The sequence below is a fragment of the Leisingera sp. ANG-DT genome, assembly GCF_000813785.1.
In the GTDB taxonomy this organism is placed as follows: Bacteria; Pseudomonadota; Alphaproteobacteria; order Rhodobacterales; family Rhodobacteraceae; genus Leisingera.
The window spans coordinates 35,108-48,904 of sequence record NZ_JWLE01000012.1 but is presented as its reverse complement, the minus strand read 5'-3'; the positions used below and the strand labels follow the sequence as shown (position 1 = coordinate 48,904).

10 protein-coding genes and 1 tRNA gene are annotated in these 13,797 nt (G+C 63.5%); 2 read left to right on the top strand and 9 right to left on the bottom strand.

Annotated elements, in window-relative coordinates; all coding sequences use genetic code 11:
- Positions 1 to 60: 60 nt before the first annotated feature.
- On the top strand, positions 61 to 774 hold the full coding sequence (locus RA21_RS13735; RefSeq protein ID WP_039149795.1) for a CbiX/SirB N-terminal domain-containing protein: 714 nt from the start codon (positions 61 to 63) through the stop codon (positions 772 to 774).
- Positions 775 to 879: 105 nt separating this feature from the next.
- Positions 880 to 953 (top strand) — tRNA-Cys (locus RA21_RS13730).
- A gap of 140 nt (positions 954 to 1,093) precedes the next feature.
- On the opposite strand, the gene RA21_RS13725 is transcribed toward RA21_RS13730, so the two are convergent.
- From RA21_RS13725 to RA21_RS13685, 9 genes are all read right to left on the bottom strand, one after another.
- Positions 1,094 to 2,707 carry an AMP-binding protein gene (locus RA21_RS13725; protein WP_039149792.1) on the bottom strand — a complete coding sequence of 538 codons (1,614 nt, stop codon included), beginning with the start codon at positions 2,705 to 2,707 and terminating at the stop codon, positions 1,094 to 1,096.
- 1 nt (position 2,708) lies between these two features.
- Positions 2,709 to 3,869 (bottom strand): acyl-CoA dehydrogenase family protein, encoded by a 1,161-nt coding sequence (locus RA21_RS13720; RefSeq protein WP_039149789.1) that lies wholly within the window; start codon positions 3,867 to 3,869, stop codon positions 2,709 to 2,711.
- Positions 3,870 to 3,951: 82 nt separating this feature from the next.
- Positions 3,952 to 4,758 carry an enoyl-CoA hydratase family protein gene (locus RA21_RS13715; protein ID WP_039149787.1) on the bottom strand — a complete coding sequence of 269 codons (807 nt, stop codon included), beginning with the start codon at positions 4,756 to 4,758 and terminating at the stop codon, positions 3,952 to 3,954.
- Positions 4,755 to 5,207, bottom strand: a complete 453-nt coding sequence (locus tag RA21_RS13710; RefSeq protein ID WP_019295763.1) for a MarR family winged helix-turn-helix transcriptional regulator — start codon at positions 5,205 to 5,207, stop codon at positions 4,755 to 4,757. The genes RA21_RS13715 and RA21_RS13710 overlap by 4 nt, the downstream gene beginning before the upstream one ends.
- Positions 5,204 to 5,929: an SDR family NAD(P)-dependent oxidoreductase gene (locus RA21_RS13705; RefSeq protein WP_039149784.1), complete on the bottom strand. Its 726-nt coding sequence runs from the start codon at positions 5,927 to 5,929 to the stop codon at positions 5,204 to 5,206. The genes RA21_RS13710 and RA21_RS13705 overlap by 4 nt, the downstream gene beginning before the upstream one ends.
- Positions 5,926 to 8,220, bottom strand: coding sequence for a bifunctional salicylyl-CoA 5-hydroxylase/oxidoreductase (locus RA21_RS13700; RefSeq protein WP_039149824.1), 2,295 nt, complete (start codon positions 8,218 to 8,220; stop codon positions 5,926 to 5,928). Before RA21_RS13700 ends, RA21_RS13705 begins: the two co-directional genes overlap by 4 nt.
- Positions 8,221 to 8,379: 159 nt before the next feature.
- Positions 8,380 to 10,620: a phosphoenolpyruvate--protein phosphotransferase gene (ptsP, locus tag RA21_RS13695; RefSeq protein WP_019295766.1), complete on the bottom strand. Its 2,241-nt coding sequence runs from the start codon at positions 10,618 to 10,620 to the stop codon at positions 8,380 to 8,382.
- Positions 10,621 to 10,891: 271 nt separating this feature from the next.
- A complete protein-coding gene (locus RA21_RS13690; protein WP_019295767.1) occupies positions 10,892 to 12,130 on the bottom strand; it encodes an aspartate kinase in 1,239 nt (412 codons plus the stop codon).
- A gap of 207 nt (positions 12,131 to 12,337) precedes the next feature.
- Positions 12,338 to 13,786: a TrkH family potassium uptake protein gene (locus RA21_RS13685; RefSeq protein ID WP_019295768.1), complete on the bottom strand. Its 1,449-nt coding sequence runs from the start codon at positions 13,784 to 13,786 to the stop codon at positions 12,338 to 12,340.
- Between the last annotated feature and the right edge of the window lie 11 nt (positions 13,787 to 13,797).

Here is a 13,797-nt window from a genome sequence, read left to right as displayed (position 1 = left end):
CCCCAAATAAAAGCAAAACCCAGCCACCCCGCCGCCCGTGCATAACACCGGAAAACCGCCGTGACCCAAGATCCGCAAACCGCCGTACTCACTGCTCACGGTCAGCCCTCTGCCCCGGGCCCGGCAGAGGCGGATCTGGCAGCCACTGCCAGGGGTGTTGCCGCGCATCTTCCGGACTGGGATGTCCGCTCTGCCACCCTCGCAGTTCCCGGCCGGCTGGAGCAGGTGATAGAGGACGGCGCAGTGGTCTATCCGTTTTTCATGTCGCGCGGGTATTTCACCAGCAAGGTGCTGCCGGGGCGTCTGCAGGGCTGGAATTTCCAGCTGGCCACCCCCTTTGGCCTTGACGACAGCCTGCCCGCCCTCGCTGCCGCCGCAGTGCGCCAAACGGCAGCAGTCAGCAGCTGGAACTTGCAGGAAACCTCTCTGCTGCTGGCCGCCCACGGCTCTGCCCGCGGCCCGCGCGCCGCAGAGGCCGCCGAGGATTTCGCCGCCCGGCTCAGCCCGCTGCTGCCGGGCTGCTCCGTGTCGCAGGGCTACATTGAGCAGGACCCGCGGCTAGCATCTGCTGCCGCCTCCCTGCCCGTGCGGTCCATCTGCCTGCCGTTTTTTGCGCAGGCAGGCGATCACGTGAAAGAGGATCTTCCCGAAGCCCTGGACGCCGCAGGCTTTGGCGGCACGGTGCTGCCGGTGGCCGGCGCCCTGCCCGGAGCCCCGGCCCTGATTGCTGCAGCCATCCGCCGCGCAAGCCTTGACCCAAGCGCGTCTGAGTGAAATTCTAGCCTTCCGGAAAGAAAAGCAATTTTTGGCTCAAGCAAAGGCAATTGGCCTCTTGCACCGGCGCCGGGCATGTGATTAATCACGGCTTACACCACGGATGGCGAGTTGGCGGAGTGGTGACGCAGCGGATTGCAAATCCGTGTACACCGGTTCGATTCCGGTACTCGCCTCCACCTTATCCCAGCAGTTAATCCATGTCATGTCAAAGGCTTAGATACAGCGCTGCAGCGCGTAGCGCAGGCCAGAACGCATGTCTCCAAGGTCTGGCGGCCATGCAGCCGCCAGCCTGATCCCGCGCGGGCAGCCGGAACAATCAGCCCTTCAACCTGAACCGCTGGATCTTGCCGGTCTCGGTTTTCGGCAGCGCCTGGGCGAACACCACGGACCGCGGATACTTGTAGGGCGCAATTGTTGCCTTCACATGGTTCTGCAGCAGCTTGGCCAATTCCTCTGACGCCGCCTGCCCTTCGGCCAGCACCACATGCGCCTGCACGATCTCGCCGCGCGCCTCGTCCGGAACCCCGACCACCGCGCATTCCGCCACCGCCTCATGTGCCAGCAGCGCGGCCTCCACTTCCGGCCCTGCTATGTTGTAGCCGGAGGAGACGATCATGTCGTCATTGCGGGCTGCAAAATGCAGGTAGCCGTCTTCGTCCCGGATGAAGCTGTCGCCAGTGATGTTCCAGCCGTCCCGCACATATTCGCCTTGCCGCTCATCCGCCAGATAACGGCAGCCAGTCGGACCTTTGACCGCCAGCCGCCCGGCCTCGCCGCGGGGCGCCTCAAAGCCATCACCGTCCAGCACCTTCACCTGATAGCCGCCCACCGGCTTGCCGGTGCAGGCGGGCCGGTGATCGCTGAACCGGTTGGTGATGAAGATATGCAAAAGCTCCGTCGCGCCGATCCCGTCCAGCATCGGTTTGCCGGTCTTGTCCATCCATTCCTGATAGACCGGCGCAGGCAGGGTCTCTCCCGCTGAAACTGCCGCCCGGAGCGAGGACAGATCTGCCCCCTCCTCCATTGCCCGCAGCATCACGCGATAGGCCGTGGGGGCAGTGAAGCAGACGGTTGCCTTATACTTCTCGATGATCTCAATGAGGTTTGGTGGTGTCGCGTTTTCCAAAAGCGTCGCTGCCGCCCCAAACCGCAGCGGGAAGATCGCCAGCCCGCCCAGACCGAAGGTAAAGGCCAGCGGCGGCGAACCGACAAATACGTCCTCCGGTTGCACATCCAGCACTTCGCGCGCATAGCCGTCGGCAATAATCAGCAAATCGCGGTGGAAGTGCATCGTCGCTTTGGGCGATCCGGTGGTGCCAGAGGTGAACCCCAGTAGCGCCACATCATCGCGGCCCGTCTTCACCGCCCGGTATGCAACCGGCTTTTCCAGCGCCAACCGGTCCAGCTCCGCATCATGGTTGGAGGTGCCGTCAAACCCAACAACTGTCTTCAGGAACTTCGACTCCTTGGCGCAGGCGACCAGCTCATCCTTCAGCCTTGTGTCGCACAGCGCATGGGAAATCTCGGCCTTGTCCACGATCTTGGCCAGCTCCCCCTTGCGCAGCAGCGGCATGGTGTTGACCACCACTGCGCCTGCCTTGGTTGCCGCCAGCCAGCAGGCCACCATCGCCGGGTTGTTGGCAGAGCGGATCAGCACCCTGTTGCCGGGCTTCACGCCCAGGTCCTCGGTCAGCACATGCGCCAGCCGGTTGGTCCAGTCCGCCAGCTCCTTGTAGGTGCGGTAGCGCCCGTTGCCGATCAGCGCGGTGTGGTCGCCGAACCCCTTCTCCACCATCGCATCGGTCAGCTCGACCGCGGCGTTCAGGTACTCAGGGTACTGGAACCCCTTCAGCAGGAACTCCGGCCACTGCTCCTTGGGCGGAAGGTTGTCCCGGGCGAATGTGTCTATATGCGCGGTTGGTCCCAGCATCTCAATTCCCTCCCTGAAAGGCACCGAGCGCCTGACGCGCGATCACCACCCGCTGCACGTCCGAAGCGCCCTCGTAAATGCGCAAGGCCCGGATATCACGGTAAAGCTCCTCCACCTTCTGACCCCGGCGCACGCCGTCGCCGCCATGCAGCTGCACCGCCTTGTCGATGACCTGTTGCGCCTGGTCGGTGGAGAACAGCTTGGCCATCGCAGCCTCGCGGGTGACCCGCGCAGCCCCTGAATCCTTAGCCCAGGCGGCGCGGTAGACCAGCAGTGCCGATGCATCCACATCCAGCGCCATATCGGCGATATGGCCCTGCACCATCTGCAGATCGAACAGCGGCGCCCCCTGCACCTGCCGCGCGGTGACCCGCGCCAGTGACTCGTCCAGCGCCCGGCGGGCAAAGCCCAGCGCCGCGGCAGCCACGGTGGAGCGGAACACATCCAGCACCGACATCGCAATTTTGAAGCCCGCGCCCGGCTGACCCAGCAGCGCCGATTTCGGGATGCGGCAATCTGTGAACCGCAGGGTCGCCAGCGGATGCGGCGCGATGGTCTCCAGCCGCTCCACAACCTCAAACCCCGGCAGGCCCGCAGGCACCGCAAAGGCGCTCAGCCCCTTTGCCCCCGGTCCCTCGCCAGTGCGGGCAAACAGCGTGTAGACATCAGCAATGCCGCCGTTGGAGATCCAGGTCTTCTCGCCATTCAAAACGTAATGGTCGCCGTCCAGCGCCGCGGTCATGGTGGAGTTCGCCACATCCGACCCCGACTGCGGCTCAGTCAGGGCAAAGGCTGAAATCGCCTTACCCGCGCGCGTCAGCGGCAGCCATTCCTGCTGCTGCGCTTCGGTGCCGAACAGCGATATCGCCCCGGTGCCCAGCCCCTGCATGGCAAAGGCAAAATCCGCAAGCCCGTCATGGCGCGCCAGTGTCTCGCGGATCAGGCACAGGCTGCGCACATCCAGCTGCTCACCCGCCATCGCACCGGAATGCTGTGTCCAGCCGCCCTCGCCCAGGGCTGAGACCAGCGCCCAGCAGGCGGCATCCGTATTGGAATGATCAATGCCCGCCAGCTGCGCCCCGGCCCAGGCTTCCAGTTCTTCGGTTAGCTTCCGGTGCCGGTCCTCGAAAAACGGCCAGTTCAGAAACGTCCTGTCCGCCATCGCGCGGCCCTCCCAGTTTCATCTTACCCAAAATACTACCGCCGGAGGCATCCTCCCTCGCCCCAAGCGCCCGTCCCGCGGCTCAATCGCCCTCGAACAGCGGTTTTTCCTTGTTCACAAAGGCATGGTAGGCGCGTTCGAAATCCGCGGTCTGCATGCAGATCGCCTGCGCCTGCGCCTCGGCCTCGATCGCCTGCTCGATCGACATCGACCATTCCTGCGCCAGCATGGTCTTAGTCATCATGTGGCCAAAGTTCGGACCCGAAGCGATCCGCGCGGCCCAGCTTTGCGCCTCCGCTTCCAGCTCGTCCGCCGCAACCAGCTTGTTGTGAAAGCCCCATGCGTGGCCCTCTTCGGCGCTCATCGACCGGCCCGTGTACAAGAGCTCCGCCGCCCGGCCTTGGCCGATGATCCGCGGCAGGATTGCACAGGCGCCCATGTCGCAGCCCGCCAGCCCTACCCGGGTGAATAGAAACGCGGTCTTGGCCTCCGGCGTGGCAATCCGGATGTCGGAGGCCATGGCGATGATCGCGCCTGCGCCGACGCAGATGCCGTCAATCGCCGCAATCACCGGCTTGCCGCAATTCACCATCGCCTTGACCAGATCGCCGGTCATCCGGGTGAAGGCCAGCAGCTCCTTCATGCTCATCTTCGTCAGCGGCCCGATGATGTCATGCACATCGCCGCCGGAGCAGAAGTTGCCGCCGTTGGAGGCAAAGATCACCGCCTTGATGCTGTCGTCATAGTGCAGATCGCGGAACCAGTCGCGCAGCTCTGCATAGCTGTCGAAAGTCAGCGGGTTTTTCCGCTCCGGCCGGTCCAAAGAGACGGTCGCAATGCCATCCTCGATCCGGCACAGGAAATGCCTGGGGTCCCGGTTCACCTTCATGCCTTGCTCCCCTCATCCAGCCGCCGCGCCACCGCGTCCAGGCTCTCGGCTATCCCTTGCGCCTCATCCGCGGTCAGCCCGTCAAAGGCCGCGTTGATCCAGCCCTCATGCGCTTCCGCCTGGCGGGAAAACTCCACCCGGCCAGCATCTGTCAGCCGCACCAGGTTGGCGCGCCGGTCGCCCTCGACCTTTTCGCGCTGCACATGGCCGTCCTCGACCAGCCGCTCGACAATGCCGGTCACATTGCCGTTGGAGACTTTCAGAACCCCCGACAACTCGCTCATCTTGAGACCTTTTTCGTGCTGCATCAGCGCCGCCATCACGTCAAACCGCGGCAGCGTGGTTGCAAACTCCCGCCGCAGGTTCTCGCGCACTTCGCTCTCCACTGCCTTGGTGGCCTTCAGCACTTTCAGCCACAGCCGCAGCCGGTCTTTTGATGTTGTGCTCAAATTTCCCCTCCCGACACGCTCATTGCGTGCCCATTGACCGAGGCCGCGCCTTCGGATGCCAGAAACACCGCGGTGGCCGCCACTTCCTCCGGCGCGATCAGCCGCTGCATCGGGTTGCCGCCAACCACCATCTTCAGCGCCTTCTCGCGCGGTATGCCATGCCGGGCCATCAGCCCAGTGATGGCGCTCTCCGCCATCTCGGTATCCACAAATCCGGGGCAGATCGCATTGCAGGTAATGCCACGCTTGGCCACGCTCTGCGCAACCGAGCGCACCAGCCCCAGCACCCCGTGCTTGGAGGCCGCATAAGCCGGGATCTGCGCCCCTCCCTGCAAAGACGCAGTGGAGGCGATGGCAATCAGCCGCCCGCCCGGTTCCATGCCTGCCCGCAAGGCCGCCCGGAAGGTCAGGAAGGTGCCGGTCATGTTGACTGTCAGGGTGCGCTGCCACTCCTCAAGCTCAACATCCTCGATCCGCGCCGCAACGCCGGTTCCGGCATTGGCAACAACCACATCGTAGGGCGTGGCGAACAAAGCCTCCACTTGTGCCTCATCCGTCACATCCGCCACGCGGATCTCCAGCCCCTGCCCCTCAGCCGCTACTTCCAGCGGCTCCCGGCGGCGCCCGGCGATGGTGACATGGCAGCCGTCTGCGGCAAAAACATGGGCAATCGCCTTGCCAATCCCCGTACCGCCGCCAGTGACCAGAACCCTGCGTGTCATGCCCGGATCACCTCCGCCTCACGGTCCGCCAGACGCCAGGCCTGATCGCGGCCCGCGTGATAGGGCAGCGGCCAATCGCCGTGGCGGTCGCCGATCCGCGCGGCCTCATGCAGCGTCCAATAGGGATCGGCCAGATGCGGCCGGCCCACGCAGACCAGATCGGCCCGCCCAGCCATCAGGATCGAATTCGCATGATCCGACTCATAGATGTTGCCCACTGCCATGGTGGCAATCCCGGCCTCGTTGCGGATGCGGTCGGAGAACGGCGTCTGGAACATGCGGCCGTAGACCGGCTGCGCGTCCGTTGAGGTCTGCCCGGCGGAGACATCGATTATATCGGCCCCGGCAGCGGTGAAGGCCCTGGCGATTTCCACCGCCTCCTCCGGCGTGACACCTTCGTTGCCAACCCAGTCATTGGCAGAGATCCGGACCGACATCGGTTTGCCTTCGGACCAGACCGAGCGCATGGCCCGGAACACCTCCAGCGGATAGCGCAGGCGGTTTTCCAGGCTGCCGCCGTACTCATCGCCCCGAATGTTCGATTTTGGCGAGATGAAGGACGAAATCAGGTAGCCATGCGCCGCGTGAAGTTCGATCATGTCAAACCCGGCGCGCTCCGCCATCCGCGCTGATGCAACAAATTCATCGCGAATTTGATCCATTTCCGCCCGCGTGATTTCCCGCGGCGCCGGGTTGTTTGCCGACCAAGGGATCGCGGAGGCCGAGACCGTCTCCCAGTTCCCGTCTGGCAAGGGCGCATCCATGACTTCCCAGCCCAACTGGGTTGAGCCCTTGCGCCCCGAATGGCCGATCTGGCAGCAGATTTTGGCGCTGGTTTCGCCATGCACGAAATCCGTCAGCCGCTTCCACGCCGCCTCATGCTCCGGCGCATACAGGCCCGGACAGCCCAGCGAGATCCGGCCCTCTGCAGACACACAGGTCATCTCGGTATAGACCAGCCCGGCCCCGCCCTTGGCACGCTCGCCATAGTGGATCAGATGCCAGTCAGTCGGGCAGCCCTCCACCGCCTTGTATTGCGCCATGGGGGAGACCACGATGCGGTTCTTCAGCTCCATTCCGCGCAAGCGGAACGGAGCAAACATCGGCGGCCGCACCGGCGCATCCGCGGGCGCGCCGGCCTTGTCCTGAAACCACTTTTCGGCGCTTTGCAGCCACTCGGCATCGCGCAGGCGCAGGTTCTCGTGGGAAATCCGCTGCGAGCGTGTCAGCAGCGAGTAGTTGAACTGCACCGGATCCATATCCAGGTAACGCTCGACCTCCTCGAACCACTCCAGCGAGTTGCGCGCCGCCGATTGCAGCCGCAGCACATCCAGCCGCCGCTCCTCCTGGTAGCGTTCAAACGCAAGTTCCAGCGTCGGCTCTGTGCTGACCAGCTCTGCCAGCGCAATGGCACTGTCAAACGCCAGCCGCGACCCCGACCCGATGGAGAAATGCGCAGTGGCGGAGGCATCGCCCAGCAGCACCACATTCTCATGGTGCCACTTCTCGCACAGCACCCGCGGGAAATTGATCCACACTGCCGCCCCGCGCAGGTGCCCCGCATTCGACATCAGCGCATGGCCATCCAGATGATCGGCAAAGATCTCCTCGCAGGTGCGGATGATCTCCTCCTTGCTCATGCCCTCGAAACCCCAGGCCTTCCAGGTCTCGGCAGAGCATTCGACGATCACCGTCGCGGTGTCGGCGTCGAACTGATAGGCGTGGATCCACATCCAGCCGTGCTTGGTCTTCTCGAAGATGAAGGTGAAAGCATCATCAAATATCTGATGCGTGCCCAGCCAGATGAACTTGCAGGGCCGCACGTCGATTTCCGGTTTAAAATGTTCCGCGAACTCATTGCGAACACTGGAATTCAGCCCGTCGCAGCCGACCACCAGATCGTATTCTTTCTGGTACTCCGACGCGGACTTAGCAACGGTTTCGAACTGCAGGTCCACCCCTAGCTCCCTTGCCCGGTCCTGCAGCAGCAGCAGCATCTGCTTACGCCCGATCCCGGCAAATCCATGCCCGCCCGACACAGTGCGGGTGCCATCATGCACCACGGCGATGTCATCCCAATAGGCAAAATTTTCTCGGATCGCTTCTGCACTCTGCGGGTCATTGGCGCTCAGATTCTCCAGCGCGTCATCCGACAGCACCACGCCCCAGCCAAAGGTATCATCCGGCTTGTTGCGCTCGACCACCGTGACCTCGGCCTCCGGCTGCCGCAGCTTCATCGAGATGGCAAAGTACAGGCCCGCAGGCCCTCCTCCCAGACAGACGACTTTCATGATCATCCCTTCCCGCTCAGCGCACGTCTCTGAGGTTCAGGATAAGCAGGTCCTGAAAAACTTCAAGCATAAAGTTTTAAGCTTGAAGTAATTGCATGAGCAAGGCGGCACCGCCCCGGTCACAGAACCGGGGTATAACCGCCCGCCTGAAAACGCGGATCACAGCCCTCGCAAGTATTCCATCACCGCCGGGCGCACCGCCTGATCGCCGCGGTGGCGGGCGTCGGAGATGATCTTGCGCAGTTCGCCCAGATCCACCCGCAGCAGCAGCGACTTCACCGGCCCGATGGAAGCCGGGCGCATCGACAGCGTGCGGATGCCCATTGCCGCGAGGCAAACCGCCTCGACCGGGCGGCCCGCATCCTCGCCGCAGAAGCTTAGCGGCGTGCCGGAGATCGCGCAGCGCTCCACGATCCGTTCGATGAAGCTCAGGAAGCTCACGTTCAGCGTATCATAGCGCCGCCGCACCCGCTCATTCTCGCGGTCGGCCGCAAAGAAGAACTGCTTGAGGTCATTGCCGCCGATCGAGATAAAGGCCACCTCGTCAAAAAACTTCTGCGGCGCATAGGCCAGCGAGGGTGTCTCCAGCATCGCGCCGATCTTCAGGTCAGCGGGCAGCACATGGCCCAGGATGCGCTCGCGCTCGATGGTCTTTTCCACTTCCGCCCGGGCGGCGCGGTATTCCTCGAACTGGGCAACGAAGGGAAACATGATCGACAGCGGCCGCCCCTCGGCAGAGCGCAGCAGCGCCTGCAGCTGCATCCGCATCACGCCCGGCTTGTCCAAGCCCACTCGGATCGCCCGCCAGCCCAGCGCCGGGTTCGGCTCATCGGTGGGCTTCATGTAGGGCAGCACCTTGTCGGAGCCGATATCCAGCGTGCGGAACACCACCGGCTTGCCGTGGGCGGCATCCAGCACCCGCTTATAAAGCGCCACCAGCTCCGACCGTTTCGGCATCTGGTTGCGGACCAGGAACTGCAGCTCGGTCCGGAACAGCCCCACGCCCTCGGCACCGGAACCGTCCAGCGACGGCAGGTCCGCCATAAGGCCCGCGTTCATCACCATATTGATGCGCTGCCCGTCGGTGGTCACCGCGGGCTTGTCGCGGATCGAGGCATAACGCTCCTGCGCCTTGGTGTGCATCGCGATCTTGTCGCGGAAGGCGCCGACAACGGTGTCGTCCGGGCGCAGATGCACCACGCCCTGATCGCCGTCTACCATGATGTGGTCGCCGTTCAGCGCCTCGGTTGTGACCCGCTTGGCATTCACGACCAGCGGAATCGCCAGCGCCCGCGCCACGATCGCAGCATGAGAGCCGACAGAGCCTTCCTCCAGCACGATCCCGCGCAAGCTGCGGCCGTATTCCAGCAGGTCGCCGGGGCCGATGTTGCGGGCAATCAGGATCGGGTTCTCCGGCAGCTCAGCACCCGTGTTGGCGCCCTGCCCGGTCAGGATCCGCAGCAGCCGGTTCGAAAGATCATCCAGATCGCTCAGGCGTTCGCGCAAATACGCGTCCTGCACCTGGCTCATCCGGGTGCGGGCCTGAGATTGCTCCTTCTCCACCGCCGCCTCGGCGCTCAGGCCGCGGGCGATGTCCTCTTCCATCCGCCGCATCCAGCCCTTGGAATTGGCAAACATCCGGTATGCCTCAAGGACTTGCAGCTGTTCCTTGTCGCCGTTGCGGGAGACTTCCAGCATTTTGTCGACACCGACCCGCAGCTCCTCCACCGCATCGTTCAGCCGCTCGAGTTCGCGCTGGGGATCATCGGCAATCGGATTGGTCACGATCACCCGCGGCTCATGCAGCCACACGTGGCCCTCCGCCGCGCCCTCCTGGGCTGACGTGCCGTGGATCAGAACCGCCTGCTGGTGCAGCGGCGACAGCGCCGCCCCCTCGCCGACAAAGGCGCCCAGTTCGGTCATCTCGGCAATCACCATCGCCACCACTTCCAGCGCATAGACAGCGTCGGCGGAAAACTCGCGCGCTTCCTTGGACTGCACCACCAGAACGCCCAGCATCTCGCCCAGCCGCTGCACCGGAACCCCCAGGAAGGAGGAGAACCGCTCCTCCCCGGTTTCCGGCATGTAGCGGAAGCCCTTGGCATTGGGCGCATCCGGCGTGTTCACCACCTTGCCGTATCTGGCGACGCGGCCCACCAGGCCTTCACCGATCCGCATCCGGGTCTGGTGCACAGATTCGCGGTTCAGGCCTTCGGTTGCGCACAGCTCCAGCGTCTCATCATCGCGGAACAGATAAACCGAGCACACCTCGGTCCCCATGCTGTCGGCGATCAGATGGGTGATCTTGTCGAGCCGCGCCTGGCCGGCATCATCACCCGCCATCGCCTCGCGCAAGCGAACCAGAAGCTTCCTGCTTTCAGATTCCGTGGTATCGGCCATTCTCACCCTCTCCCGAGGTCATTTCCCTGCACACTGCCGCCCAGATTGCTCCCTGGAAACGGACACCGCCCAGAGTAGTACGCCAGTGCTCTCTCCTCCACCCACTTGTCCCACCCCGGCGGAAAAAGTCCAAGAGTTTTTGCAGCATTGCCTGCAATCGGTGCAGCCTGCCGCAGCTGCAGGCAGAACGCCGCCCGCCACGGGGATCACACAACAAAGGCGCCTGAACGGCGCCTCTGCAGATATCAAAAATCTTTTTCGGAATAAGCGCTTAGCGGGCTTTTTCCAGTTCGAACGCATCATGCAGCGCCTGTACCGCCAGCTCCATGTACTTGCGGTCGATCAGCACCGAGATTTTGATCTCGGAGGTGGTGATCACCTTGATGTTGATGCCCTCGTCCGACAGCACCTTGAACATCTTGGCAGCGACGCCGGACTGCGAGCGCATACCGATGCCAACCACCGACACCTTGGCCACATCCTGATCGGCCAGCAGCTCGGCATAGTTCAGCTCGCCCTGTTCCTTGATCGCCAGCAGCGCCTTTTCGGCACGCGCAACCTGATCAGTCGGGCAGGAGAAAGTCATGTCGGTGCGGCCGTCTTCCGAGACGTCCTGCACGATCATGTCGACGTTCACGCCCGCGTCACTGAGGGTGGTGAAGATCGTCGCCGCGATGCCCGGACGGTCGGCCACCGACTGCACGGTCAGCTTGGCCTCATCGCGGGAGTAGGCAACGCCGTTTACAACATTGGATTCCATGATTTCCTCCTCGTCGCAGACCAGGGTTCCGGCCTCGTCGGACTGTTCTTCAAAGCTAGACAGCACGCGCAGCTTCACCTTATAGCGCATTGCCAGTTCAACCGAGCGTGTTTGCAGCACCTTGGCCCCCAGCGAGGCCAGTTCCAGCATTTCCTCAAACGCAATCTTGTCCAGCTTGCGCGCCTTGCCGCAGATCCGCGGGTCGGTGGTATAGACGCCATCCACATCGGTGTAGATATCGCAGCGCTCCGCCTCAAACGCGGCGGCAAAGGCCACTGCCGTGGTGTCGGACCCGCCGCGGCCCAGGGTGGTGATGCGGCCTTCGGGGCTGATGCCCTGGAAGCCCGCCACTACCGCCACCTTCATGCCTTCGGCAAACTTGGCATTGATGTTTTCCGGCGGGATCTCCTCGATCCGGGCCTGGCTGTGCGCAGAGGTGGTCATCAGCGGCACCTGCCAGCCCTGCCAGCTGCGCGCCGGGATATCCATTTCCTGCAGCGTCAGCGCCATCAGGCCCGCGGTCACGTTCTCGCCAGAGGACACAACGGCATCATATTCCCGCGCGTCGTACAGCGGCGAGGTCTCACCGACCCAGCCCACCAGCTCATTGGTCTTGCCGGACATTGCCGACACGATGACGATCACGTCATAACCCTTGGCCACCTCAACGCCGACGCGTTTAGCGGCGCGGCGGATGCGGTCCAGGTTGGCGACAGACGTGCCGCCGAATTTCATCACAAGTACGGGCATATGGAACGGGTCTCCCTGCGCTTGCGGGTTTCGGTCCCGTGCCTCATATGCGAGCGGTCCCCCAAGGGCAAGAGCATGCAGGCCATCCTGGCAAGGAAGCTGCGGCCCGCCCCCGGATTTCAGCGCGGCAAAGCGCCACAAGGCTTTGACTGCGCAATTTCTGCCAAACCCGCTGCATCCCGTCCCGGGTTATCCGGCTGCTCTGTGTCAGGCGCGCCAGAACCGCACTGTCAGGATTGCGTAAACCGCCATGAGTTCCAGCCGCCCGATCAGCATTGCCACGCTCAGGATCCACTTGGCCGGATCGTTCAGGGTCGAGAAGTTGCCCGCAGGCCCAATCGTGTCCCCCAGACCGGGTCCGATATTGGCCACCGCCGTTGCAGCGCCGGACACCGCGGTCACGAAATCCAGCCCGGTCAGCGCCAGCATCCAGGCAATAATGCCCAGCGTCACCACGAAGAACATGAAGAAGGAAATCACCGAGCTCAGCACATCGGCATCCACCGGGCGCCCCTCATAGCGGGTCAGGAACACCCCGTGCGGCGAGCGGATGCGCTGGATCTGCACCTTGATCGAGGCAAACAGCAGCTGGTAGCGGAAAATCTTGACCGAACAGGCGGTAGAACCCGCACAGCCGCCGATCAGCCCGGTGAAGAAGAAGATCATCACCAGGAAGCTGCCCCATTGCATGTAATCCGCGCTGGCATAGCCGGTGCCGGACATGATCGAGGTGATGTTGAACAGGGCCGAGCGCAGCGCCTCTTCACCGCCATGCGGGCGGGCGTAGTACAGCACCCCTGCCGCCACCGCGACCAGCAGCCCCAGCGTCATCATGAAGCCCCGGATCTGGCTGTCGCGCAGCAGCGGGGTGCCGTGCCCGTTAATCAGCTGCACATAGCGCACAAACGGCAGCGCCGCCAAAATCATAAAGACAGAGGCTGCGTATTCCACCGGTCCGGCAAAGGCCCCGAAAGAGGCATCGTAATTGGCAAACCCGCCGGTGGCGATGGTGGTCATCGAATGCACCAGCGCATCGAACGGCCCCATGCCCATCATCATGTAGACCAGCATGCAGGCCATCGTCAGCGACACGTAGATCAATGAGATCTGCTTGGCGATCGCCTGCGCCCGCGGCAGGATTTTCCCAAAGGTGTCAAAGCTTTCGGATTTAAAGATCTGCATGCCGCCAACCCGCAGTTCGGGCAGGAACACCATTGCCACAACGATGATGCCGATGCCGCCCAGCCACTGCAGGATGCCGCGCCACAACAGAAGACCGCGCGGCAGATCATCCAGCCCGGAGATCACGGTGGACCCGGTGGTGGTCAGGCCGGACATTGCCTCGAAAAACGCATCGACAAAGCGCAATTCGGTCGCTCCCAGCATCAGGGGCACCGCCCCGAACAGCGGCAGCGCCACCCACACCAGCGTGGTCAGAAGGAAGGTCTGGCGGATGCTCAGCCCCTCCTTCACCCCGTTGGCACAGCTCAGGGACAACAGCCCGCCCACCAGAATGGTGAAGATGGCGCTTTCAAGGAACACATGCCATTCGCCCCGGCCGTCCAGCAGGTCGACCAGCAGCGGGAATACCATCATGGCTCCCAGAATGACGACCAGCAGGCCGATGACATACCCAACCGGGCGGAGATCCAACATGCGGCGCAGCG